At 32.5% G+C, this 22,773-nt stretch carries 24 protein-coding genes; 16 read left to right on the forward strand and 8 right to left on the reverse strand.

Translation table 11 applies throughout. The annotated features are described in order from the left end of the window. Positions 1-122 precede the first annotated feature (122 nt). From ACRHNM_RS12480 to ACRHNM_RS12495, 4 genes are all read left to right on the forward strand, one after another. Positions 123-1,478 (forward strand): UDP-N-acetylmuramate--L-alanine ligase, encoded by a 1,356-nt coding sequence (locus tag ACRHNM_RS12480; RefSeq protein WP_431136988.1) that lies wholly within the window; start codon positions 123-125, stop codon positions 1,476-1,478. A gap of 1 nt (position 1,479) precedes the next feature. Further along, positions 1,480-2,508, forward strand: a complete 1,029-nt coding sequence (locus ACRHNM_RS12485) for a leucine-rich repeat domain-containing protein (RefSeq protein ID WP_431136989.1) — start codon at positions 1,480-1,482, stop codon at positions 2,506-2,508. 206 nt (positions 2,509-2,714) lie between these two features. Further along, positions 2,715-3,578, forward strand: coding sequence for a hypothetical protein (locus ACRHNM_RS12490; protein WP_431136990.1), 864 nt, complete (start codon positions 2,715-2,717; stop codon positions 3,576-3,578). A 169-nt stretch (positions 3,579-3,747) separates the two neighbouring features. Then, positions 3,748-4,386: a hypothetical protein gene (locus ACRHNM_RS12495; RefSeq protein ID WP_431136991.1), complete on the forward strand. Its 639-nt coding sequence runs from the start codon at positions 3,748-3,750 to the stop codon at positions 4,384-4,386. Between the two features lie 3 nt (positions 4,387-4,389). Here the strand turns inward: ACRHNM_RS12495 and ACRHNM_RS12500 are convergent, their stop codons facing one another. From ACRHNM_RS12500 to ACRHNM_RS12520, 5 genes are all read right to left on the reverse strand, one after another. After that, positions 4,390-5,292, reverse strand: coding sequence for a DUF4476 domain-containing protein (locus tag ACRHNM_RS12500; RefSeq protein WP_431136992.1), 903 nt, complete (start codon positions 5,290-5,292; stop codon positions 4,390-4,392). Between the two features lie 235 nt (positions 5,293-5,527). Then, entirely contained in the window at positions 5,528-6,478 is a 951-nt protein-coding gene (locus ACRHNM_RS12505) for a hypothetical protein (RefSeq protein ID WP_431136993.1), read from the reverse strand. Positions 6,479-6,482: 4 nt separating this feature from the next. Next, positions 6,483-7,949, reverse strand: a complete 1,467-nt coding sequence (locus tag ACRHNM_RS12510) for an MBOAT family O-acyltransferase (RefSeq protein ID WP_431136994.1) — start codon at positions 7,947-7,949, stop codon at positions 6,483-6,485. Positions 7,950-8,205: 256 nt separating this feature from the next. After that, positions 8,206-8,784 (reverse strand): FMN-binding negative transcriptional regulator, encoded by a 579-nt coding sequence (locus ACRHNM_RS12515; RefSeq protein ID WP_431136996.1) that lies wholly within the window; start codon positions 8,782-8,784, stop codon positions 8,206-8,208. Continuing rightward, positions 8,784-9,233, reverse strand: coding sequence for a DUF1569 domain-containing protein (locus tag ACRHNM_RS12520; RefSeq protein WP_431136997.1), 450 nt, complete (start codon positions 9,231-9,233; stop codon positions 8,784-8,786). The genes ACRHNM_RS12515 and ACRHNM_RS12520 overlap by 1 nt, the downstream gene beginning before the upstream one ends. Positions 9,234-9,303: 70 nt before the next feature. Between ACRHNM_RS12520 and radC the strand changes: the two genes are divergently transcribed. The 4 genes from radC to ACRHNM_RS12540 all read left to right on the forward strand — a co-directional run bounded on the left by radC (position 9,304) and on the right by ACRHNM_RS12540 (position 12,988). After that, positions 9,304-10,002: a RadC family protein gene (radC, locus tag ACRHNM_RS12525; RefSeq protein ID WP_431136998.1), complete on the forward strand. Its 699-nt coding sequence runs from the start codon at positions 9,304-9,306 to the stop codon at positions 10,000-10,002. 91 nt (positions 10,003-10,093) lie between these two features. Beyond that, positions 10,094-11,395 (forward strand): polysaccharide deacetylase family protein, encoded by a 1,302-nt coding sequence (locus tag ACRHNM_RS12530; protein ID WP_431136999.1) that lies wholly within the window; start codon positions 10,094-10,096, stop codon positions 11,393-11,395. Continuing rightward, positions 11,385-12,074 (forward strand): YjjG family noncanonical pyrimidine nucleotidase, encoded by a 690-nt coding sequence (locus ACRHNM_RS12535; protein WP_431137000.1) that lies wholly within the window; start codon positions 11,385-11,387, stop codon positions 12,072-12,074. The genes ACRHNM_RS12530 and ACRHNM_RS12535 overlap by 11 nt, the downstream gene beginning before the upstream one ends. 35 nt (positions 12,075-12,109) lie before the next feature. Then, positions 12,110-12,988 (forward strand): hypothetical protein, encoded by an 879-nt coding sequence (locus tag ACRHNM_RS12540; RefSeq protein WP_431137001.1) that lies wholly within the window; start codon positions 12,110-12,112, stop codon positions 12,986-12,988. Here the strand turns inward: ACRHNM_RS12540 and ACRHNM_RS12545 are convergent. Then, entirely contained in the window at positions 12,985-14,265 is a 1,281-nt protein-coding gene (locus ACRHNM_RS12545; protein ID WP_431137002.1) for a replication-associated recombination protein A, read from the reverse strand. The two genes, ACRHNM_RS12540 and ACRHNM_RS12545, sit on opposite strands and share 4 nt — an antisense overlap. A gap of 88 nt (positions 14,266-14,353) precedes the next feature. Here ACRHNM_RS12545 and ACRHNM_RS12550 point away from each other — a divergent pair, with 88 nt between their 5' ends. Next, positions 14,354-15,100: a rhomboid family intramembrane serine protease gene (locus tag ACRHNM_RS12550; protein ID WP_431137003.1), complete on the forward strand. Its 747-nt coding sequence runs from the start codon at positions 14,354-14,356 to the stop codon at positions 15,098-15,100. On the opposite strand, the gene rlmB is transcribed toward ACRHNM_RS12550, so the two are convergent. Then, positions 15,097-15,831 (reverse strand): 23S rRNA (guanosine(2251)-2'-O)-methyltransferase RlmB, encoded by a 735-nt coding sequence (gene rlmB / locus ACRHNM_RS12555; RefSeq protein WP_431137004.1) that lies wholly within the window; start codon positions 15,829-15,831, stop codon positions 15,097-15,099. The two genes, ACRHNM_RS12550 and rlmB, sit on opposite strands and share 4 nt — an antisense overlap. Positions 15,832-15,894: 63 nt before the next feature. Further along, complete coding sequence (locus ACRHNM_RS12560; RefSeq protein WP_431137005.1) at positions 15,895-17,583, reverse strand: POTRA domain-containing protein; 1,689 nt, start codon at positions 17,581-17,583, stop codon at positions 15,895-15,897. A gap of 172 nt (positions 17,584-17,755) precedes the next feature. Here ACRHNM_RS12560 and rpsL point away from each other — a divergent pair, with 172 nt between their 5' ends. The 7 genes from rpsL (at position 17,756) to rplW (ending at position 22,769) form a co-directional block, all read left to right on the forward strand. Beyond that, on the forward strand, positions 17,756-18,130 hold the full coding sequence (rpsL, locus tag ACRHNM_RS12565) for a 30S ribosomal protein S12 (protein ID WP_008269190.1): 375 nt from the start codon (positions 17,756-17,758) through the stop codon (positions 18,128-18,130). Positions 18,131-18,152: 22 nt separating this feature from the next. Next, positions 18,153-18,629 carry a 30S ribosomal protein S7 gene (gene rpsG / locus ACRHNM_RS12570; protein WP_040248497.1) on the forward strand — a complete coding sequence of 159 codons (477 nt, stop codon included), beginning with the start codon at positions 18,153-18,155 and terminating at the stop codon, positions 18,627-18,629. A gap of 6 nt (positions 18,630-18,635) precedes the next feature. Further along, positions 18,636-20,765: an elongation factor G gene (gene fusA / locus ACRHNM_RS12575; RefSeq protein ID WP_431137006.1), complete on the forward strand. Its 2,130-nt coding sequence runs from the start codon at positions 18,636-18,638 to the stop codon at positions 20,763-20,765. Between the two features lie 12 nt (positions 20,766-20,777). Continuing rightward, the gene (rpsJ, locus tag ACRHNM_RS12580) at positions 20,778-21,083 is read left to right on the forward strand and encodes a 30S ribosomal protein S10 (RefSeq protein WP_007650482.1); all 306 of its coding nucleotides are present in this window, start codon (positions 20,778-20,780) and stop codon (positions 21,081-21,083) included. A 142-nt stretch (positions 21,084-21,225) separates the two neighbouring features. Then, positions 21,226-21,843, forward strand: a complete 618-nt coding sequence (rplC, locus tag ACRHNM_RS12585; RefSeq protein ID WP_040248510.1) for a 50S ribosomal protein L3 — start codon at positions 21,226-21,228, stop codon at positions 21,841-21,843. Beyond that, entirely contained in the window at positions 21,843-22,472 is a 630-nt protein-coding gene (gene rplD, locus ACRHNM_RS12590) for a 50S ribosomal protein L4 (RefSeq protein WP_431137007.1), read from the forward strand. The genes rplC and rplD overlap by 1 nt, the downstream gene beginning before the upstream one ends. Positions 22,473-22,478: 6 nt before the next feature. Next, positions 22,479-22,769, forward strand: coding sequence for a 50S ribosomal protein L23 (gene rplW, locus ACRHNM_RS12595; RefSeq protein WP_040248520.1), 291 nt, complete (start codon positions 22,479-22,481; stop codon positions 22,767-22,769). Positions 22,770-22,773 lie beyond the last annotated feature (4 nt).

Genomic DNA, 22,773 nt, shown 5'->3' on the forward strand with positions numbered 1-22,773 from the left:
TAATCAGATTCAAGTAAACTTAGCGACTTTGCGTCTTTGCGAGGAAACCACATGACTATAGAAAAACCTTAATCAATTCATACAAAAAAAGTATCTTTGATTTCCATTTAAAAAAATATCACATGAACGTACATTTTATAGCCATTGGTGGAGCTGCAATGCATAATCTTGCAATTGCCTTACATAACAAAGGATATAAAGTCACAGGTAGTGATGATACCATTTTTGATCCTTCAAAGTCGCGTTTAGAGGCGAAAGGTTTATTGCCTGAAACATTCGGATGGTTTCCTGATAAAATCACAAATTCATTAGATGCTATTGTTTTAGGAATGCATGCAAAAGCTGATAACCCTGAATTGTTAAAAGCACAACAATTAGGTCTGAAAATTTACAGTTATCCTGAATTTTTATACGAACAGTCTAAACAAAAAACACGTGTAGTGATTGGTGGAAGTCATGGAAAAACGACCATTACGTCTATGATTTTACATGTGATGCATTATCATAGTCGTGATGTTGATTATATGGTTGGTGCTCAGTTAGAAGGATTTGATGTGATGGTAAAGCTCACTGAGGACAATGATTTTATAGTTCTCGAAGGTGATGAATACTTGAGTTCTCCAATTGACAGACGTCCGAAATTTCATTTATACAAGCCTAATATTGCTTTGCTAAGCGGCATTGCATGGGATCATATTAATGTATTTCCTACCTATGAAAACTATGTGGAACAATTTTCGATTTTTGTCGATAGTATTGTTAATGGTGGAAGCATTAATTATAACGAAGAAGATTTAGAAGTTAAACGTGTAGTTGAAGCCAGCGAAAATCCTATTCGCAAGTTAGCCTATAGAACTCCTGAATATCGTGTTGAAAACGGACAAACATTATTAGAAACTCCTGAAGGTGATTTGCCTGTTGAAATCTTTGGAAAGCATAACCTCAATAACCTTGCTGGTGCCAAATGGATTTGTCAACACATGGGAATTGATGAAGACGATTTTTATGAAGCCATTGCCACTTTTAAAGGCGCAAGTAAGCGTTTGGAAAAAATTGCTGAATCTCCTAAAAGTGTTGCTTATAAAGATTTTGCACATTCACCCAGTAAAGTAGAAGCAACTACCAATGCTGTGAAAGAACAGTATAGCGATAGAACACTTGTCGCTTGTTTGGAATTGCATACGTATAGTAGTTTAAATGCTGAATTTTTAAAAGAATACAAAGGCGCTTTAGATGCAGCAGATGTTGCTGTGGTATTTTATTCACCTCATGCTGTTGAAATTAAAAAACTGGATGAGGTCACTCATGAACAAATCGCCAATGCTTTTGAACGTGACGATTTAATTATTTACACCAATCCTAAAGACTTTAAAAATTACTTATTTTCCCAAAATTTTGATAATAAAGCCTTATTGCTTATGAGTTCTGGAAATTATGGAGGTTTAGATTTTGATGAGGTCAAGCAATTAATCGTTTAAAATGAAAAAACTATTGCAAAGTATCTTGATTTGCTGTTTTTTTTGTAATCTGTCTGCACAAAATAATGGCACATATAAATCTATTGAAGAAGCGTTTAATGAACCTTATAGAGTGCAAAAACTATTATTAAACTCGGTTAATTTTGAGGTTTTTCCAGACTCTATATGTTTATTGCCTAATTTACGAGTATTGCAAGTTTTAGGAGGAAATTATACACAACTGCCAGAAGAATTTGGAGATTTAAGTAATTTAGATGGTCTTATTTTAGAGCATAGTAAATTAACAACACTGCCTAAATCAATTGGAAAATTAACTTTATTAGATAAAGTCTATTTAATGAATAACGAATTACTTTTTTTACCAGAATCAATAAGTAATTTATCAAGGTTAGATTTAATCTCTCTTTCAAATAATAAACTAGAAAAATTACCAGAATCATTTGGAAAATTAGAGGCATTAAGAACATTAAGATTGAATAATAATAACCTTCGAAACTTACCTCAATCGTTTAGTAATCTTTATAATTTGAGAGAAATTGATCTTAATTTTAATCATTTCACGGATTTCCCAGAAATTTTATTATTGACAAATTTAGAAAGGATTTCAATAGAAAATAATAAACTAACTAGTATACCAAATGAGATTGGTACTATGAAATATTTGGAAGTCCTTTGGTTGGATAATAATAGTATTAAAGAATTACCTAAAGCTCTTGCAAAATTAGAGTTCTTTATAAGTTTATCTCTTGGAGGTAATGGATTAGATGTTGTTCCAATTGTAGTAACCACATTAAAGGGACTTACTTATTTGTCATTAGAAAATAATAACTTAAAAGAATTGCCAGAAAGTATTGATGAGTTAAAAAATTTAGAAATAATTGATCTTGAAAATAACAATCTAAACTCACTTCCTAAATCCATAACAAACCTTAAAAAATTACATAAGTTGAATTTAAAAGGAAATAGTTTTAGTGTTGAGGAAAAAGAAAGAACAAAAAAAACACTAAAAAATTGTGAAGTAATATTTTAGTTAGCTTTTATAATCTCTAGTAATTACGGAGGTTTAAATTTTGATGAGGTTAAGCAACTGTTTTAGTCACCTTGTCAATCTGGATTTGTTTCAAGATCTCAATGTTAAGTTTTTTTGTCATTCAGAGCGAATCGAAGAATCTCATTTTAGCATAATAAAATGGTTCTTTTTTAGTTTAAATTATTGAAAGATACTTAACATTATTCATGAAATTAATTTTCACTATTTTTTCTATTTTCACTTTTAAGCTTTTCTATTGTCAAGAGATTAAGATTTTAGATTTCAACTCAAACCAACCTATTGAAAATGTTTCTGTTTCCATAGATGAAAATTTCATTGGTTATTCTGATAGTCATGGAAACTTTCAAATAAAAGAAGATATAAAATACAGTTCTATAAGTTTTTCGCATTTAAGTTATGAAACACTTTCAATTGAAAAAGAACAATTTAATGAATCCATTATTTATTTAATTTCTAAATCTGAAACACTAGATGAAGTTGAAATTGAAGCTAAAAAAAAATATAATGTACGCAGAGCAATATTTGGCGGATTAGGAGCTAGTGCTGGATCAAATTTTGGTTGGAATACAAAAGTAGTAACATTCATACCATTTGAATACGAAGGAAAAATTACTACATTAACGTATCAATTAGTTGATATGCTTGGTGTAAAAGGTTTAAAATACTTAAAGTTTAAGGCTAATCTATACTCTATTGATACATTAACAAGATTACCTAAACAGAAATTAATAGAAGAAGACATTTTGACTTCAAACAAAAATGGAGATCGTGTGTATTCACTAGATGTAAGTAAGTATAATATACAAATGCCGAAAGAAGGTGTTTTTGTTGCTTTTGTTATTTTAGATTATGATGAGTATGTTGTAAAACACGTTATGTCAAAAGGAGGACTCATGGTCGCTACTCCAGCTATTAAAACGAGAACAAGAAAAAACAAAGAAAAAAGATTTTCATTAAAATATACTAAAAAAAGTCACGATCATAAACTCATAAATAAATGGATTAAAAATGATGATAATTTTTATGTTATGGGTTTAGAAATAAATTAAATAACAAGACATTTAAATTTATACCGAATATTCAGCTTTGAAAAATCATTTCATTGAAATATCACAATAATTTATACCTCACTTCGTTTTAAATCTAAACCAACCAATCCAACAAATTCTATTCTATACAATTACGTTTATTAATCAATTTTTAAAATCAATTAACTTTATGAAACGTATTCTTATCACAGTATGCATGCTATCGTTATTTTTTTCATGTTCTAACGATGACTCTCAAACAAACGAAGAACTTCAAGAAGATAATTTCTACGCTTTACGTGTGGGCAATTCTTGGGTTTATAAAAACTATAAATACAATGTAAATATGCAAACTTATGAATATACAGGAGTTGTAGATTCTGTTAGTATCGTTAGTAAGGAAACTATTTTAGGCGTTGATTATTTCAAGTTTAGAAGATTCACTACTGGTAATGAGGAAGGCATCACATTCTGCAATCCTAATGGAGAGCATTTTGAGTATCTGAGAGAATACGACGGAAACCTTATTTGGGATGATGGTAGAGTTAAATTTACAAATAGTAATTATACAGAGCGTATTTTAAATACTGATCCTAATCTGAGTTTAAGGGAAATTCTTGTTGAAGGCGAAACAGAAATGACTGTTGAAGCTGGTACATTCACGTGTATAAATTCAGAACGCTATATGATTAGCAATGGTGAACCAACTTCTGGTTTAGATAAATTTTATTATGCTGATGGTTTTGGATTAATTTATGACACATCTTCTTTTGTGTCAGATGAAATCCCAAGTATAATTAGGCGACTGGATAGTTACAATATTCAGTAGCTATTAATGCCTAAATGATTCCATGTATTCATTGAGTTCATCAATTGTTGATTCAAACTGAAAAGAATTGTTCACCTTCCAGTAGTTTTCTGGATTAAAACAATAAGTATACGCAAACTTGGCATACTCTAAACGTGTGTCTTCAAAATCGAATAAGTTTACAACTTGAGCAATTTGAGCAGAAGTCAAACAATTACCTTTTGTAATCTGTTTAGCGAGCGTTAATTTAGAATCTGAAAAGGTTTTACTTTTAATCGATTCTAATGCTTGATTAAAATCTGTGCGAGACATTTCAAAACAACCTGTTTCTTCAACTATAACTACATCTGAAGGTGCTCCACCAACTGTGGTAGTCGTTGTTTGAGTTGTAGTAGTCGACATGCCAGAATTTACATTAATTCCAACACCAACATTAGTGCCACCTGCATTAACACCAACACCAATATTTATCTGATCTCCATTTCCTGAAGATGTCGTCGTCGTGGTTTGGGTTACCGTTTGAATAGGAGGTAAAGGTGTTGCATTATAATGCACAACAGAAACATTACTAGGAGGAGGTAAAATAGCCTGAAATGGTGTGAACGAGTAAAAACGTAATTTTCTACCTCGTTTTGTATCTTTAATTTTATAAACAACTTCACCTCTTTGATTGTCAACATCTACAACCATTAGGTGTCTCTTTTCCAGGACAGGAATAGATTCGTCAGCAAATATAATTTTAGTGTCGTAGTAATCGTTCACCAGGTAGTCTACAGCGATATTGACTACTGGCTCTTCATTTTGTCTGATGCCATTTAAAACAACATAAAATGCATCACCATCTTCAGAGAAAATTGTTAGCCGAGATTCTTGAGCATTTGATAATAAGCTCACTAAAAACAATGTTAAGAAAGTAAATTTTTTCATAATGATAGTAATTTTAAAAACTATTGATTTTCAAAAGCTATGCCAAAAATAATGATAAATTTAAAATGAATACAAAAACCTTATTTGTATTATGATATAAAAAAGAAAATTGTTTTACAGGATATTGGTAAATCGCTTTAATTCTAAACTTATAACTTATATAAATGAATGTTTTAATTGAACTACTCCTATGAGCTTAAAGCTGTAAATTTGCACATCGTGTGAAAAAATAGCTTTAGTTTTTATTATATATCATTGTTGTGTACTCATTTTGATATAGTTTTTCACGAAGTAAATTACTAAATAAGAGACTTCCTTTTTTATTTAAATGAATGAGATCAGTAAAATTCTCTCTTCTATGAAGTATTTCATGATATTTTTTTTCATTGAAATCATATAAAGGGATGTTCTTTTCCAATGATAGTTTTGTTAAAAATTTTTTATGATCTTTATATTGTTCCTCACTGAGATTATATTCAGGTGGAATCACAAATACGAGCTTACTGCCATGCTCAGAAATCCTGTTGATTAATTTTATAAAATGTTCTTTAGCTTCAATTGAGATTTTTTCTTTGATAATCTTTGGTCCAGAAATATCAATGTTATTTTTTTTTTCGAGTGAGATATACCCTCGATCAAAATCCTCAATAAGAAATTTATATTTTCCTTGAGTATTTTTGTTAAGCGATCCCTTTACTCTGGATCTATATTTAAGCAAAGGAATTTTATTAGCTATTAAGTTCTTTTTGTCATATTCATTATCTCCAATTAATAAACTCCAAAAGTGTTTCACTGGAAAATATTCTGAATCACTAGTAAAATTTCTTTCATTACGTGTTATAAAATAATGATCGGCTGAAATGATCCAATAGTCAATTTTAGGGTGATTAATTACAAAAAGATCATTGTACCAGTCTGAATAAAAGTTCTGAGTACCACCATTTAAAGCAAAATTGTAAAACCGAATGTCTAAAGTATCTAATTTACTTGGACGAATTGAATGCGTAGCATTTGAATTTCCAATAATTGCGCCATTATAAATGCTGTTTTTATTCAGAGATTCTTGATATTGAAGTCTGTAATGTGGTGGTTCATCATTATGTTTTGATAAAAATATATTTAGTGCTAGAAATACAAGAATTAGAAAAGAGGTCATCCACGCAATATTTTTAATAAATTTCTTCATAAAACTAAAATTGAAAGTAAATAAATGAAGTCTCTCCAAATGATCCAATGAAGTAAATTATCAAAACAATTAAAATATACATAGACCACCTTAAAGTTCTTGACCTGATTTGAGCAAAATTTTGAATAGCGAATTGTTGCTCTCTACCTCTCCATTCAAATAATACAAATAGGACTAGGGTAATTATAAATGGATAACCAATTCTCCAAAATACAAATTTATAAGATGTCCAGTAATTAGCATGTAGTGTTAAACCGCTGAACATATCAGTCATAAATTGTATGGCATGTGTGATGTTTTCAGCTCTAAAAAACACCCATGCAATTACTGTTAATACAAATGTTATTAGCATCATAGAAAACTCTTTTGCTGATGGTAAAAGCCTTCCTTCAGCAACTACATTTAAGTTTTTTCGGTTATTTTTTGTCAATAAAATAGGTAGAAAATATAATGCATTAAGGGTACCCCAAACTATGAATGTCCAATTAGCACCATGCCAAAAACCGCTAACTATGAATATGATGAATGTGTTTCTAATTTTCATCCAAATACTTCCTCTGCTACCACCTAGAGGTATGTACAAATAATCTCTAAACCAAGTTGAAAGTGAAATGTGCCATCTTCTCCAAAATTCTGCAATATCTCTTGAGAAATACGGAAAAGCAAAATTTTGCCTAAGGTTAAACCCGAAAAGACGAGATGTTCCTATAGCTATATCAGAATATCCAGAAAAATCGCAATAAATTTGAAATGTAAAAAGCAGAGCGCCAATAACTAATGTGCTTCCTCCATATTCAGACGAATTGTTAAATATCATATTGGCGTAATGTGCACAATTATCTGCAATCACTATTTTTTTAAACAAACCCCAAAGTATTTGACGCATTCCATCAACTGTTTTAAAGTAATCAAACTCTCGTTTTGTGTAAAATTGAGGTAAAAGATTAGTGGCTCTTTCTATAGGGCCTGCCACTAATTGGGGAAAGAAACTTACAAAAGCAGAAAAAGCAATTATATTTTTAGTTGGCTCAAGTTTCTTTTTATAGATATCAATAGTATAACTAAGGGTTTGAAAAGTGTAAAAACTAATCCCTACAGGTAGAATAATATTGAGGGAATTGGCATTAATTTCAGTTCCAAAAAATGAGAAAGCTGATATGAAATTATCTAGAAAGAAATTGTAATACTTAAAAAAGCCTAAAAAACCCAAATTAGCACAAATGCTTGTCCATAGTAGTATTTTTCTTTTAAGCGAACTTTCTTCTTTAGATAATAAAATACCTATAGAAAAATCGATAAGAGTACTGATAATTATTAATGATAAAAATCGCCAATCCCACCATCCGTAAAACACATAACTGGCAATAACAATTAAAAAATTTTGAAGTTTGAGGTTCTTATTTGTAACAAACCAATAGAGTAGGAAAACTATTGGCAGGAAAATAGAAAAATCAATAGAGTTAAAAAGCATTGTTTAGAATAAAAGTCTAAAATAAGATTTTAATGGCATTTTGGTTGGCTTTTTACTGATGTATTAGATTAGTTCTCTACTAATTATTAAAACTGAAGCGGCAACTATATTTCTCAGTATGAATTTAAAATGAATGTTTGATTAAATTCAACTACTTATTTTTCATAGAAAATCTAAAGCCTATGTTTGCTTGGGCTAAGAAATATTTTAATATTATTATTTTTTAAATGATTTATAATTCCAAATGTTGAACAATTCAACTCAGAAGTGTTATGCTTTTTGGATTTGTTCTAACTAATTCAACTCGTGCAGCTTCAATATCATTGGGCTTTTTATCTTGAGATAACTTGAATTTTCCTTCCCATTCGGTTATGGTAATCTCAAACATTTTAATGTAATTGAGATTTCTTTCCAGTTTTGGATTATCTGGTTCCAAAGTATAGTTGTGATCTGGTGCTTCTAAAAATTCAGTCATTTTTATTAACGACTGTTTCAATGCAGTTTTACTTTTAATAGCGTTTACATGTCCTTTTAAATGAACTTTAATGTAATTCCATGTTGGCAATTGTGGTGTACTATAGATACTTGGAGAAATATAACATTCTGGTCCCGAAAAAATTAATGTAACATCGTTGTTGTTTTTCAATAGTTTTGCCTGCGGATTATAAATATCAATATGACCGATAAGTTTTCCGTTTTCAAAAATTAAAGGTAGATGTGTGATGATAGGTTGATTGTTACTAACCGAAATTACCATAGCTAAAGGATAGGATTTGATGACCTCAATCATGTGATTGTGGTTGTCATCCTGATGGTGTTTAGGAGGATAGTTCATTATACTCCAAATTGTTTTAAATGGTGATCTAAATGTTTGTACTGCATTTTTCCCCATTGCTCTTGAGTGAATTTTCCAAACATGGGATGCGCAGGCCATTCTGCTCTAGTTTTTTCATTGTGAAATCTATGTATGATTTCCACAAGTTTAGGTTTTTCAGTTTTAAAATCCTTATCATTATTTACCATGAATTTCTGTACTGTTGGTAAATTTTGTTTCCATGGCTTGTCGTTATATAAGGACGACTTAAACATCGAGAATAATAAGCGTTTAAACACATTAGGTTTTTCTAATGAAATATCCTGTAAGGCAATTTGTAAAGGAAAATTGCAATGTGCCAGCATCTGAGATACATTCATTTTTCCCCATTTTGCTTCAGACTGTTCATCTAGCTTTTCAATTCTGCTCATAATATCATGATGGGCTTCAGTAGTAAAAATGGATTTCATAATAATATAGTATGTTTTCTATATAATGTATATATTTATGCAGCAGAAAGTTACAATATATCTTTATAAAATGACCAAGAAACCAATATCATTTTCCATAAAAAATTGGTCGCAGGATGATCAGCCACGAGAGAAACTTCGCGATAAGGGTAAATCTGCACTCAGTGATGCAGAGCTGATTGCGATCTTGATTGGTTCGGGAAATAAAGAGGAAAGTGCTGTGTCGCTTAGCAAACGTATTTTGGCTAGTGTCAATTATAATCTAAATGCATTAGGAAAACTGTCATTAAAACAACTCATCGCATTTAAAGGCATTGGTGAAGCTAAAGCCATAACAATAGCAGCAGCATTAGAACTGGGACGACGACGACGTGGAAATGAGGCTCTTGAAAAAAGTAAAATTAACTCCAGTGTTTCTGTTTTTGAACTCATGCAACCCATTATTGGAGAGTTACCTCATGAGGAATTTTGGATAATTTATTTGAATAATTCCAATAAAGTCATTCAAAAAAACCAATTGAGTAAAGGAGGAATTACAGGCACTTTGGTTGATATACGTTTAGCTCTCAAAACAGCTCTGGAAGTTGGTGCTGTTGGATTAATTTTGGTTCATAATCATCCTTCAGGCACTTTAAAACCAAGTGAAGCAGACAAAAATCTAACTCAAAAATTAAAAGTGGCTGCCCAAAGTTTAGATATAAAGATTTTAGATCACCTCATTATTACTGAAAATAGCTACTTCAGTTTTGCCGATGAATCTTTAATGTGAAAAACGACTTTAATTTCTAAATTCAAATTATAATATGACGATTTTCCATTCGTAATTTGGTACTTTTAAGAACTGGAATTTTTGATAAAATATGTTACTCGTTTACACTCACAAAATAACACCAAGATTGCGTTACACATTTAAACATTTGTGTACACGAATATTAGGAGTTCCTGTCTCTTTTACAACAACAATTGAAGATTTTATAGCTCATGAGAGTATTAAAATATCCTACGCAAAGCAACCTTTGAGTCATGAAATTTTTGTGAGAAGTCATGAGTTACTTTTTGAACAAGGGCTTTCAGATATTGATATTAGCGTTCAGGATTGGGATGATACTAAATGTTTTTTTTCAACAGGAGAAAAAAGTGCTTTGCCTTTCGATATTTTTGCCGCTTCATTTTATTTATTGAGTCGATATGAAGAATATTTACCTCATGTAAAAGATGACTATGGTCGATTTACAGCTTCAGAAAGCATTGCTTTTAAAAATAATTTTTTACAGCAACCAGTAATAGATATTTGGGCTTATAAGTTCAAAACTATTTTAGAAGAAAAATTTGAAAATTATAACTTTCCAAAGCGACGTTATACCATTCAGCCTGTTATAGATGTGCCCAGAGCTTATTATTACAAAAAAAAGGGATTGATTAGAACATTTGGAGGCGTATTTAATGATTTAATTCGCTTTAGATTAAAACGTTTGTATGAAAGAACCTTAGTGTTATCTGGATTTAAACGAGATCCACATGACACTTTTAAATGGATTATTAATAAACAAAAAGCTTGTGATTTTAAGTTTGTAGTCCTCTTTTTAATTGGAGATTATTCTACTTACGATAAAAATATCAGTATCAATAAAAAGGAATTTGTGTCATTGATTAAGTCTGTAGCAGATTACTCAAAAGTTGGTATAAAAGCATCCTATTTTGCGTTAGACGATATTTCTATTTTGAAAAAAGAAAAGCAAAAAATGGAAGCTATTGTGAACTATGAACTCCAAGCCTCTCGTCATTCGTTTTCAAAATTAAACTTACCTAAATCCTATCGCCACATGGTAGAACTTGAAATTAATCAGGATTATACAATGGGTTATATCAAAGAATTAGGATTTAGAGCTGGTACTTGCACACCATTTTTATTTTACGATTTAGATTATGAGGTGCAAACACCATTGCAAATACATTCATTTCACTGTTTAGACGCTGCATTGTTAAAATACCAATCGCAATTAGATAAAAAAGAAGCTTTACAACGCATTATAAAACAGGTGAAGCAGGTAAATGGTACCTTTACACCTGTATTTCATAATTATAGCTTTAGTGACGATTTACTATGGAGAGGCTATAGAGAATTATTCACCATGATATTAGATTCTGTAAATGAAGATTAAAGACATAAAACACGTGTTTTTCGACCTCGATCATACCCTTTGGGATTTTGATAAAAACTCTGCATTGACATTCGATAAAATATTTCAGTTACATCAACTTGATATTAACAGAGTACAATTTTCTACAGTGTACGAACCTATTAATTTGAACTATTGGAAACTTTATCGTGAGGAAAAGATCAATAAGTCAAGTTTGAGATACAAGCGTTTAAAAGATGCTTTTGATGCGATAGCGTATGAAGTTTCAGACGATACGATAAATCAATTATCTGAAGATTATATCACATATCTTACTACTTTTAATCATTTATTTGAAGGCACTTTTGCTCTTCTAGAGCACTTAAAAGAGCGTTATAAATTGCATATTATTACCAATGGTTTTGATGAAGCTCAGCAAAAAAAGATGGATAATGCTAATATTTCTCAATATTTTGAAACCGTTACAAATTCAGAAATTGCAGGTGTAAAAAAACCAAATCCTATCATTTTTAAATATGCTCTGGATATTGCTAAAGCTCAGCCACATGAAAGTATAATGATTGGTGATAATATGGAAGCAGATATTTTAGGTGCTCTCGATATGGGTTTTGATGCCATTCTGTTTAATTATCATAACCATAATCCCGAACCTCATATTAAACAAGTAAAGACCTTATTAGATATAAAAATGTATCTTTAGTCATTCGTTTTTTAACTTCAAAAACAGATATTTCAATGAAAAATATAGTGTTGGTTTTTTCACTGTTGCTTCTCTGCTCATTTAACGCATCGTCTCAGGATGAGCAAATTAATGTAGAAGCAATTAATAATTATAAATACGTCATTATTCCTTTAAAATATGACTTTGTAAATGCAGAAGATAAATATCAAATTAATTCTTTGACTAAGTTTTTGTTCAATAAATATGGCTATACAGCTTTTTTGGAAAACGATTCCTTTCCTGAAGATTTAGTTAATAACAGATGTCTGGCTCTTACCGCAGATGTTGTTAAAGTAAAAGGTGGATTTTTAAATACTAGACTTAGAATTGATTTGATGGATTGTAAAAATAATCTGGTCATCTCTTCTAAAATGGGCAAGACCAGAGAAAAAGAATATAAAGTAGCTTATAATCTGGCATTGAGAGATGCTTTTGAAACCTTTCAATTTTTCAATTATGAATATAAACCAAATGAAATCGTTGCCATTTTATCTTCAAATGATGAAGCAGCTCAAAAAGAGATTGAACGTTTAAAAGAAGAAGTCGCTACTTTAAAAGAAGATAAAGCAGTAAAACAAAACGTCATTAAAGCTGTAGTCGAAACACCTCAAGAGAAAGTAGGAGAGCAAAATGAGATAAAAGCAATAGTCAAAACGCCTTCTGAAAACTTAAAAGATACTACTGAAATTCTCTACGCTCAACCTATAAATGAAGGATATCAGTTGGTTGATCAAACCACTAAAGTAGTTATGGTTCTTTTAAAAACACCAAAAGCAAATATGTTTATGGTTAAAGGGCAAAATGCTATGGTTTATAAGGAAGAAGGACTTTGGTACATCTCAAAAAATGATGGTAAATCGACATCAATTGAAGTCATAAATATTAAGTTTTAATACTTGTATTTGTCTTTCCAGCGTAGCTTTAAAAACTCGCGCTGCGCATGTTCTCTGGCATTATTTCCAGGATTATAAAGCGTCGTATTTTTAATGGCTTCTGGTAAAAACTCCTGATTTGCAAAATTATTATCGTAGCTATGCGCATATTTGTAATCATCGCCATAGCCTAACTCTTTCATTAATTTGGTTGGTGCATTTCTTATCGATAGAGGTACAGCCAGATCTCCAGTTTCTTTAACGAGTTTTTGAGCTTTACCAATAGCTTCGTAAGCAGCATTGCTTTTTGGTGATGTTGCTAAATACGTTGCGCACTGACTCAAAATGATGCGAGATTCAGGATTTCCTATAACAGATACCGCTTGAAACGTATTGTTTGCAATAACTAGGGCTGTTGGATTTGCATTACCAATATCCTCGCTTGCCGAAATAAGTAAACGCCTAGCAATGAATTTAACATCTTCACCACCTTCAATCATTCGTGCCAGCCAATATACAGCAGCATTAGGATCGCTTCCTCTAATCGATTTGATAAATGCGGAAATAATATCATAGTGCTGTTCGCCCGTTTTGTCATATCTAACCGTATTATTTTGAATTTTTTCTGAAACGATTTCATTTGTAATTACAACTTTTTCATCACTGTTAAAAGCAGTAACAATGAGTTCAAAAGCATTGAGAAGTTTTCGGGCATCACCTCCAGAAAGTCTGATGAGCGCTTCAGTTTCTTTTAATTTTATGTTGCGTTTTGAAAGTAAATCGTCTTCTTTCATGGCGCGTTTTAAAAGCGCTTCTAAATCTGTTTTGTCAAACGCGTTTAAAACATACACTTGGCATCTTGAAAGTAGTGCAGGAATCACTTCAAAACTCGGGTTTTCTGTAGTGGCACCAATCAGTGTTACCCAACCTTTTTCAACGGCTTGTAATAAAGAATCTTGTTGAGATTTACTAAACCTGTGAATCTCATCAATAAATAAAATAGGATTCTTGGTGGTGAACAATCCACCACTTTGCTTGGCTTTCTCAATAACATCTCTAATGTCTTTAACACCAGAGTTTATAGCGCTTAACGTGTAAAAAGGTCTTTTAGACTCATTGGCAATAATGTTAGCAAGCGTTGTTTTTCCAGTGCCTGGTGGACCCCAAAAAATCATAGAAGCAATGGCTCCATTTTGTAACTGTTGAGTTAAAACGCCAGTTTTGCCAACTAAATGCGACTGACTTAAATAATCGTTAAGCGTTTGCGGACGTAATCGTTCTGCTAAAGGTTCGTTCATAATGTAAAATTACAAAAAACGAATGTGACAATTTTTCATAGTTTTAATAAATGGAGAGTATTTTGCTATTTAAATTCTAAATTTACAAATGAGTCATAACCAACAACATTTTAGATATTCTACAGGAGTCGTTGCATATCCGGTTTTTTTTGTGCTTTTAATCTGGATTGTGTTCTGGTTACAAGTACGATTTTTTCCGGCAATTAAAACTTTTGGAGTGTATCCTCAAAAGCTCGAAGGCTTGAGTGGCATATTTTTTAGTCCGTTTATACATGCCGATATTCAACATCTGTATCACAATAGTATTCCGCTTTTTATTTTATCAGTTGCCTTATTTTATTTCTATCGGAAAATCTCCTGGAAAGTTATTCTCTACGGAATTTTACTTTCTGGATTCATCACATGGATGATAGGACGGCCTTCTAATCATATTGGAGCAAGCGGATTGGTGTATGTGTTGGTGAGTTTCATTTTCTTTAAAGGCGTTTTTGCAAAACACTACAGGTTAGTTGCCTTATCATTAATGATTATTTTTCTCTACGGAAGCATGATATGGTACGTTTTTCCTGTTAAAGAAGGAATGTCTTGGGAAGGACATTTAGGTGGATTGATCTCTGGATTGTTGTTTGCCATCATTTTTAGAAAATCGGTCGCAAAACCCGAACGATATGTTTGGCAGCAACCAGATTATAATGAAGAGGATGATCCGTTTTTGAGACACTTTGACGAAAATGGAAATTTTATTGAAAATTTAGAACCAGAACTAGAGGAGGAGATGCCTTCCGAAGACAATCAATTAAATATCACTTATAATTTTAAAGAAAACGAGGATTAACGTCTTTGTCTTACAGCTTCATAAAGAAAAGCTCCACAAGCTACAGATACATTTAAAGATTCAATGTCTCCTAATATGGGAAGTTTTGCCTGATCATCTGCAACTTTCAAAACTGAAGGATTAATGCCTTTGCCTTCAGAACCCATTACAATGGCACAAGGCTCTTTGAAAGACACGTCATAAATAGTGTGTTCTGCTTTTTCTGTCGCAGCAATCACTTTAATTCCCGAAGCTTGCATGTAAAATACAGCATCCTTAATATGGTCGACTTTACAAATTGGAATTTTAAAAATGGCTCCAGCGCTTGTTTTTACGGTGTCTCCGTTAACAGGAGCACCTCCTTTTTTCTGAATAATAATACCAGAAACACCTGTGCATTCAGCAGTTCTTATTATGGCACCAAAATTTCTTACATCGCTCAATTGATCCAGTAAAAGAAAGAGTGGAGTTTTACCAGATTCTAAAACAGTTTCTACTAAATTTTCAATAGTATAAAAAGTTATAGGTGCTATTTGAGCCACTGCACCTTGATGATTTTGTTTGGTGAGTCGATTAAGCTTTTCTACTGGAACATAAGAGATGTTAAGACGTTCTTTTCTTAACAAGTCCTCTAATTCTGAAAATAAATCACCTTGTAATCCTTTTTGCAAAAATACCTTGTCAATATTTTCGTCAGATTTTATAGCTTCTATAATGGCACGAATACCAAAAATTGTAGTCTCTTTTTCCATAGGTCAAAGGTATAAAACCTCAATCAATTAAAAATAGATTACCTATATAAATAAACAGGCATATTAAAAGGTAGCTGTTAAACTTAAATGCACTTTGGAATCTGATAATTTGAATTGTTGATTTTCGGTTTTACCACTTGAATAATTAAAACGAAATAAGCCTGCTTTACTCAAAAACCCAAACCCAAAACCAAAACCAAACAATTTACCTTTCTGGTCACTAATCTTGTTTTCAAAATAAGCAGCATCAATTACAGAATGAACATAGATATCACGATTTAAGCGATAACGATATTCGGTATTAATCACACCAAAAAGATTAGCGAACAAACTGTTTTCTTCAAAACCACGAATTGAATTGATACCTCCAAATCTCGGAAGCTCATTTTCAAGAAACGTATCAGAGTCTATGATTTCACCACTTCCTCTAACGTAAATACTATTTCGATCATTGAGATTAAAGATTTTAAATGTATTTAAAGCAAACTTTGTTTGGTCTTCATTAATCTCATCAAATGTCCTATTTCCAAATCCAGCAGTAATATCAAACAGAAAATTTACTGGGAAAAGAAAATCATAATTCTGTCGTTTCGTGTAAATATAGTTTGTAAAATAATAACTCGAACTGAAATCATTTACAGAAGATATTGTTGTGTCTAACAAATCGGTAGAGTTAATACCGCTCAAACCAATACCAACAAGATGGTTGGAATTAATTTGGTAATTGAGTTTAGCAGATTGCCTTGTTGTAACAAACGTAGAGTCTTTCTTAAATATATTAAGGTTGAGTTCCACGCCTAACGGAGAGGAGAAAAGGTAAGGCATCGTAACATTACCATCAAAGGTTTGCTGGTCGTTCTCATCACTTTTATAAAGTAACTTTAAGGTTTCTCCATAATTAAGATTGTTAGTAAGACTTAAATTTAAATAGCCATCAAATTCAATTTTATTTGTGTCTTCATTAGTTCCAAAACCTAAAAAACCGTCAAAAGCATTGCTTTTTGTCTTTTCGATATACATATATAGTATGGTAGAATCTTTTGTGAATAAAACCTCAGGATCTTTAATTTGATTCGCAAAACGTAAATCACTAAGTTCAGACGTTTTTCTTTTGATACGATTTAGATTAAAACGTTGTCCGGTTTTAATCTTCATATAATGTTTAATATACGTTTTTGGAAACTTTTCATAACCTTTAATGATTATTTTGTCTATCGTGCGTTCAATAGGTTGAGATAATTCTATACTGGCCAAAAGATTGGTGTCACTTTCCTGTGTAATCTCTACAAGTTGAAGTGTGGAGAACGGTTTGCCTCGATTAGCAATTTCAGCATTTATAAACTCGAGAGTTGTTTCTAATTTTGAAATAGGAATAGTAAACGAAGAGCCATTAGACTTTAGGTTACTTAGTTTTAAAATGTCCTCATCAATCAATCCGTAGTGATTAATTGTAATGGACTTAAATCTTGTTTTTAAACTAAATTTAGCCTGAAACAAAGAATCATTCTGTTTTTTGAGTTCGATTAACCTGCTATTTATATAGCCAATGGATAAAAGGCGTTTTGCTAACGAGTCGGTTTCAGTTTTAAGTGAATTATAATCCTTAAAATAAGATTTGTAACCTAATGAATCTATCACATTAGTTTCATTTATATCATTCCCAATAGCTTTTAGTTCTAAATTTTGCGAATAAACTTGCGCAAAAAATAGTCCGACTATCAGAACAGTATAACTACGAAATCGATTAGGCATGTATTAGATTATGTTTCAAAACTAACGCAAATTTGCAAGTAAAAATATGGAAGGGATAAAATAAATTTGAAAACTTTTGAAAATTAATGGCTTTGCATTTGAAAAATTGATATTTATTTCTACCTTTGCAGCCCTCAAAGTAGAGGGTTAAATAATAATTATATAGAAATATATGCCAACAATTTCACAATTAGTACGAAAAGGAAGAGCCAAAATAACCAAGAAGAGTAAATCGGCTGCTTTAGATTCGTGTCCACAAAGACGTGGTGTGTGTACTCGTGTTTACACGACGACGCCTAAGAAACCAAACTCAGCAATGCGTAAGGTGGCAAGGGTTCGTTTAACAAACGGAAACGAGGTTAATGCATACATCGGTGGAGAAGGACACAACTTGCAAGAGCACTCGATAGTATTGGTTAGAGGTGGAAGGGTAAAAGATTTACCAGGAGTTAGATATCACATCGTTCGTGGTGCTTTAGACACAGCAGGTGTTGCAGGTAGAACACAACGTAGATCTAAGTATGGTGCAAAACGCCCTAAAAAGTAATTTAAAACTTTAAGAAGAAGACATGAGAAAAAGAGCAGCAAAAAAGAGACCGCTTTTACCAGATCCACGTTTTAACGATCAGTTAGTAACTCGTTTCGTTAATATGATGATGTGGGACGGAAAGAAGTCTGTAGCTTTTAAAGTATTCTATGATGCAATTGATATTGTAGAAGCAAAGAAAACTGACGAAGAAAAAACAGCTTTAGAAACTTGGAAAGACGCTTTATCAAACGTAATGCCTCACGTAGAAGTGCGTAGTCGTCGTGTTGGTGGTGCAACATTCCAGATTCCAATGCAAATTCGTCCAGATCGTAAAGTATCAACAGCTATGAAATGGTTGATATCGTATTCAAGAAAAAGAAATGAAAAATCTATGCCTCAAAAGTTAGCTGCTGAAATTTTAGCTGCAGCTAAAGAAGAAGGAGCAGCTGTTAAAAAGAGAGTTGATACTCACAAAATGGCAGAAGCAAATAAGGCATTCTCACACTTTAGATTTTAATTTAAGATGGCACAAAGAGATTTAAAATATACAAGAAATATAGGAATTGCGGCTCACATTGATGCTGGTAAAACAACAACAACTGAGCGTATTCTTTTTTATACAGGAGTTTCTCATAAAATTGGAGAAGTGCATGATGGTGCTGCAACAATGGACTGGATGGAGCAAGAGCAGGAAAGAGGTATTACAATTACTTCTGCTGCAACAACTTGTACCTGGAAGTTTCCATTGGAAAATGCTGAGCCTACTCCAGAGACTAAAGATTATCATTTCAATATTATTGATACTCCTGGTCACGTAGATTTTACAGTTGAAGTAAACCGTTCACTACGTGTATTAGATGGTTTAGTATTCTTATTTAGTGCGGTTGATGGTGTTGAGCCTCAATCTGAAACTAACTGGAGACTAGCAGATAATTATAAAGTTCCAAGAATTGGTTTCGTAAATAAAATGGACCGTCAAGGTTCTAATTTCCTTGCTGTTTGCCAGCAGGTAAAAGATATGTTAAAATCAAATGCTGTACCAATTGTATTAAACATTGGTGATGAAGCTGATTTTAAAGGTATTATTGATTTAGTTAAAAACAGAGCTATTGTATGGCATGATGAAACTCAAGGGGCAACTTTTGATGTGATTGAAATTCCAGAAGAGCTTAAAGCTGAAGCAAAAAAATACAGAGCTTTATTAATTGAGGAAGTTGCAGGATATGATGAAAATCTTCTTGAGAAATTCATGGAGGATGAAGATTCAATTACAGAAGACGAAGTGCACGCTGCACTTAGAGCTGCTGTAATGGATATGGCAATCATACCAATGATTTGTGGTTCTGCATTTAAAAATAAAGGTGTGCAGTTTTTATTAGACGCTGTATGTCGTTACTTGCCTTCTCCTACAGATAAAGAAGGTATTGTTGGAATAAATCCAGAAACAGATAAAGAAGAAATTCGTAAGCCAGACGTGTCTGCTCCATTTGCAGCATTGGCATTTAAAATTGCTACCGATCCTTTCGTAGGTCGTTTAGCATTCTTTAGAGCATACTCTGGTCGTTTAGATGCTGGTTCTTACATCTTGAACAACCGTTCAGGTAAAAAAGAACGTATTTCACGTATCTATCAAATGCACTCTAATAAACAAAATGCTATCGATTTTATCGAAGCAGGTGATATTGGAGCAGCTGTAGGATTTAAAGATATTAAGACTGGTGATACTATGTCTGATGAAAAACATCCTATTGTTTTAGAATCTATGGACTTCCCAGATCCGGTTATTGGTATTGCGGTTGAGCCTAAAACTAAAGCAGATGTTGATAAGTTAGGTATGGCTTTAGCTAAATTAGCCGAAGAAGATCCAACGTTTACAGCAAGAACTGATGAAGCTTCAGGACAGACTATTATTTCTGGAATGGGTGAGCTTCACTTAGATATTATTGTAGATCGTCTTAAACGTGAGTTTAAGGTTGAAGTAAACCAAGGTCAGCCACAAGTAGAATACAAAGAAGCTATTACAAGACGTGCAGAACACAGAGAAGTTTACAAGAAACAATCTGGTGGACGTGGTAAATTTGCTGATATCGTATTCACGCTTGAACCAGCTGAAGAAGGAAAAGTTGGATTGGAATTCGTTTCTGAAATTAAAGGTGGTAACGTTCCTAAGGAATTTATCCCTTCAATCGAGAAAGGATTTAAAATGGCAATGGTTAACGGACCATTAGCAGGATACGAAGTTGATGCTATGAAAGTGACATTAACTGATGGTTCTTACCATGATGTGGATTCTGATCAGTTATCATTCGAATTAGCTGCAAAATTAGGATTCAAAGCTGCTGCAAAAGCTGCAAAAGCTGTTATCATGGAGCCTATTATGAAGATTGAAGTCATTACTCCTGAAGAAAACATGGGAGATATCGTAGGTGATTTGAACAGACGAAGAGGTCAAATGAGTAGTATGGGAGACAGAGCAGGTGCAAAAACTGTAAAGGCTACTGTGCCATTATCAGAAATGTTTGGGTATGTAACTACATTAAGAACATTATCTTCAGGTCGTGCAACATCAACAATGGAGTTTTCACATTATGCTGAAACGCCTTCAAATATTTCAGAAGAAGTCATCAAAGCAGCTAAAGGCATAGAAGCTTAAAACTAAAAGAAAATGAGTCAGAAAATTAGAATAAAATTAAAGTCTTACGATCACAATTTAGTTGATAAGTCTGCTGATAAGATTGTAAAAACAGTAAAAAGTACTGGAGCTGTAGTAACTGGACCAATTCCATTACCAACTCACAAAAAGATTTTCACTGTATTGCGTTCACCACACGTAAACAAGAAGTCAAGAGAACAATTTCAATTAAGCTCTTACAAGCGTTTATTAGATATTTACTCTTCATCTTCTAAAACAATTGACGCTTTAATGAAACTTGAATTACCAAGTGGAGTTGAGGTAGAGATTAAAGTGTAAGTGAATCTTATCGCTTAATAGATAAAAGCGAAACATGTCCAGAGCTGCGTGCAAAGGAAAAACGGTAAAAATACAATTCAAGGTCGAATGTATTTTCGGCCTTAAATTTTAATAAATAGTAACAAATTAATAATTAATAAATATGTCTGGGTTAATAGGAAAAAAGATCGGTATGACCAGCATTTTCGATGAAAATGGAAAGAACATTCCATGTACAGTAATCGAAGCTGGACCATGTATCGTTACCCAAGTCAGAACCGAAGAGGTAGACGGGTACAGTGCCCTTCAACTTGGTTTCGATGACAAGACAGAGAAAAGTGCTACTAAAGCTGAAATTGGTCATGCCAAGAAAGCTGGTACTTCTGTTAAGAGAAAAGTCGCGGAATTTCAAGGATTTGAAGGAGATTACAAATTAGGAGATGCCATAACAGTAGAGCACTTTATAGAAGGTGAGTTTGTTGATATAGCAGGAACTTCAAAAGGTAAAGGTTTCCAAGGTGTTGTAAAACGTCATGGATTTGGTGGAGTTGGTCAAGCAACGCATGGTCAACACAACCGTTTAAGAGCTCCAGGATCTATTGGTGCTGCTTCATATCCTGCGAGAGTATTCAAAGGGATGAAAATGGCAGGACGAATGGGAGGTGAAAGAGTGAATGTTGAAAATTTAAGAGTCTATAAAGTAGTTCCAGAAAAGAATTTACTTGTAGTTAAAGGTTGTGTTCCAGGACACAAAAATTCTTATGTAATTATTCAGAAGTAATGAAAGTAGCAGTTTTAGATATAAACGGAAAAGACACAGGTAGAAAAGCAGAGCTTTCTAAAGATGTGTTCGCTATTGAGCCTAATAATCATGCAGTTTACTTAGATGTTAAGCAGTATTTAGCAAATCAACGTCAAGGTACTCATAAGTCTAAAGAGAGAGCAGAAATAGCTGGTAGTACACGTAAGATTAAAAAACAAAAAGGTACAGGTACTGCGAGAGCAGGTAGTATTAAGTCTGGTGTATTTAGAGGTGGTGGACGTATGTTCGGACCTAGACCAAGAAATTACAGTATTAAACTGAATAAAAACCTTAAACGTCTAGCTCGTAAATCGGCTTTGACAATGAAGGCTAATGCTAAGGATATCGTCGTTTTGGAAGACTTCAGTTTTGATGCTCCAAAAACGAAAAACTTTACAGCAGTGTTGAAAGCACTAGATATACAAGACAAAAAATCGTTATTTGTGTTGGGTGCTTCAAATAATAATGTATATTTGTCATCACGAAATTTTAAAGGCTCTGATGTTGTAACAAACTCAGAATTAAGCACTTATAAAATTTTAAATGCTAACAAATTAGTTCTTCTAGAGAGTTCTTTAGAAGGAATTGAATCGAATTTAAGTAAATAGAAAGTCATGAGTATCTTAATTAAACCTATAATCACTGAAAAAGCAACCATGCAAAGTGAGTTGTTGAATGCTTATGCATTTGAAGTGAACACTAAGGCGAACAAGGTTGAAATAAAAAAGGCTGTGGAAGCAACCTATGGCGTTTCTGTTGAAAAAGTTCGTACTATAAATGTCCGTCCAGATAGAAGAACCCGTTTTACAAAAACAGGTATTCAACATGGTAAAACAAATGCTGTTAAAAAAGCAATTGTACAGCTGGCGGAAGGTGAAGTAATTGATTTATACACTAACATGTAATTAG

This window comes from Psychroserpens mesophilus, from assembly GCF_050617655.1.
GTDB lineage: Bacteria > Bacteroidota > Bacteroidia > Flavobacteriales > Flavobacteriaceae > Psychroserpens > Psychroserpens mesophilus_A.

Bases quoted from the DNA above. Each gene is read 5' to 3' on its own strand.
- ACRHNM_RS12480 (WP_431136988.1), top strand. From the start codon at position 123: ATGAACGTACATTTTATAGCCATTGGTGGAGCTGCAATGCATAATCTT.
- ACRHNM_RS12485 (WP_431136989.1), top strand. From the start codon at position 1,480: ATGAAAAAACTATTGCAAAGTATCTTGATTTGCTGTTTTTTTTGTAAT.
- ACRHNM_RS12490 (WP_431136990.1), top strand. From the start codon at position 2,715: ATGAAATTAATTTTCACTATTTTTTCTATTTTCACTTTTAAGCTTTTC.
- ACRHNM_RS12495 (WP_431136991.1), top strand. From the start codon at position 3,748: ATGAAACGTATTCTTATCACAGTATGCATGCTATCGTTATTTTTTTCA.
- ACRHNM_RS12500 (WP_431136992.1), bottom strand. From the start codon at position 5,292: ATGAAAAAATTTACTTTCTTAACATTGTTTTTAGTGAGCTTATTATCA.
- ACRHNM_RS12505 (WP_431136993.1), bottom strand. From the start codon at position 6,478: ATGAAGAAATTTATTAAAAATATTGCGTGGATGACCTCTTTTCTAATT.
- ACRHNM_RS12510 (WP_431136994.1), bottom strand. From the start codon at position 7,949: ATGCTTTTTAACTCTATTGATTTTTCTATTTTCCTGCCAATAGTTTTC.
- ACRHNM_RS12515 (WP_431136996.1), bottom strand. From the start codon at position 8,784: ATGAACTATCCTCCTAAACACCATCAGGATGACAACCACAATCACATG.
- ACRHNM_RS12520 (WP_431136997.1), bottom strand. From the start codon at position 9,233: ATGAAATCCATTTTTACTACTGAAGCCCATCATGATATTATGAGCAGA.
- radC (WP_431136998.1), top strand. From the start codon at position 9,304: ATGACCAAGAAACCAATATCATTTTCCATAAAAAATTGGTCGCAGGAT.
- ACRHNM_RS12530 (WP_431136999.1), top strand. From the start codon at position 10,094: ATGTTACTCGTTTACACTCACAAAATAACACCAAGATTGCGTTACACA.
- ACRHNM_RS12535 (WP_431137000.1), top strand. From the start codon at position 11,385: ATGAAGATTAAAGACATAAAACACGTGTTTTTCGACCTCGATCATACC.
- ACRHNM_RS12540 (WP_431137001.1), top strand. From the start codon at position 12,110: ATGAAAAATATAGTGTTGGTTTTTTCACTGTTGCTTCTCTGCTCATTT.
- ACRHNM_RS12545 (WP_431137002.1), bottom strand. From the start codon at position 14,265: ATGAACGAACCTTTAGCAGAACGATTACGTCCGCAAACGCTTAACGAT.
- ACRHNM_RS12550 (WP_431137003.1), top strand. From the start codon at position 14,354: ATGAGTCATAACCAACAACATTTTAGATATTCTACAGGAGTCGTTGCA.
- rlmB (WP_431137004.1), bottom strand. From the start codon at position 15,831: ATGGAAAAAGAGACTACAATTTTTGGTATTCGTGCCATTATAGAAGCT.
- ACRHNM_RS12560 (WP_431137005.1), bottom strand. From the start codon at position 17,583: ATGCCTAATCGATTTCGTAGTTATACTGTTCTGATAGTCGGACTATTT.
- rpsL (WP_008269190.1), top strand. From the start codon at position 17,756: ATGCCAACAATTTCACAATTAGTACGAAAAGGAAGAGCCAAAATAACC.
- rpsG (WP_040248497.1), top strand. From the start codon at position 18,153: ATGAGAAAAAGAGCAGCAAAAAAGAGACCGCTTTTACCAGATCCACGT.
- fusA (WP_431137006.1), top strand. From the start codon at position 18,636: ATGGCACAAAGAGATTTAAAATATACAAGAAATATAGGAATTGCGGCT.
- rpsJ (WP_007650482.1), top strand. From the start codon at position 20,778: ATGAGTCAGAAAATTAGAATAAAATTAAAGTCTTACGATCACAATTTA.
- rplC (WP_040248510.1), top strand. From the start codon at position 21,226: ATGTCTGGGTTAATAGGAAAAAAGATCGGTATGACCAGCATTTTCGAT.
- rplD (WP_431137007.1), top strand. From the start codon at position 21,843: ATGAAAGTAGCAGTTTTAGATATAAACGGAAAAGACACAGGTAGAAAA.
- rplW (WP_040248520.1), top strand. From the start codon at position 22,479: ATGAGTATCTTAATTAAACCTATAATCACTGAAAAAGCAACCATGCAA.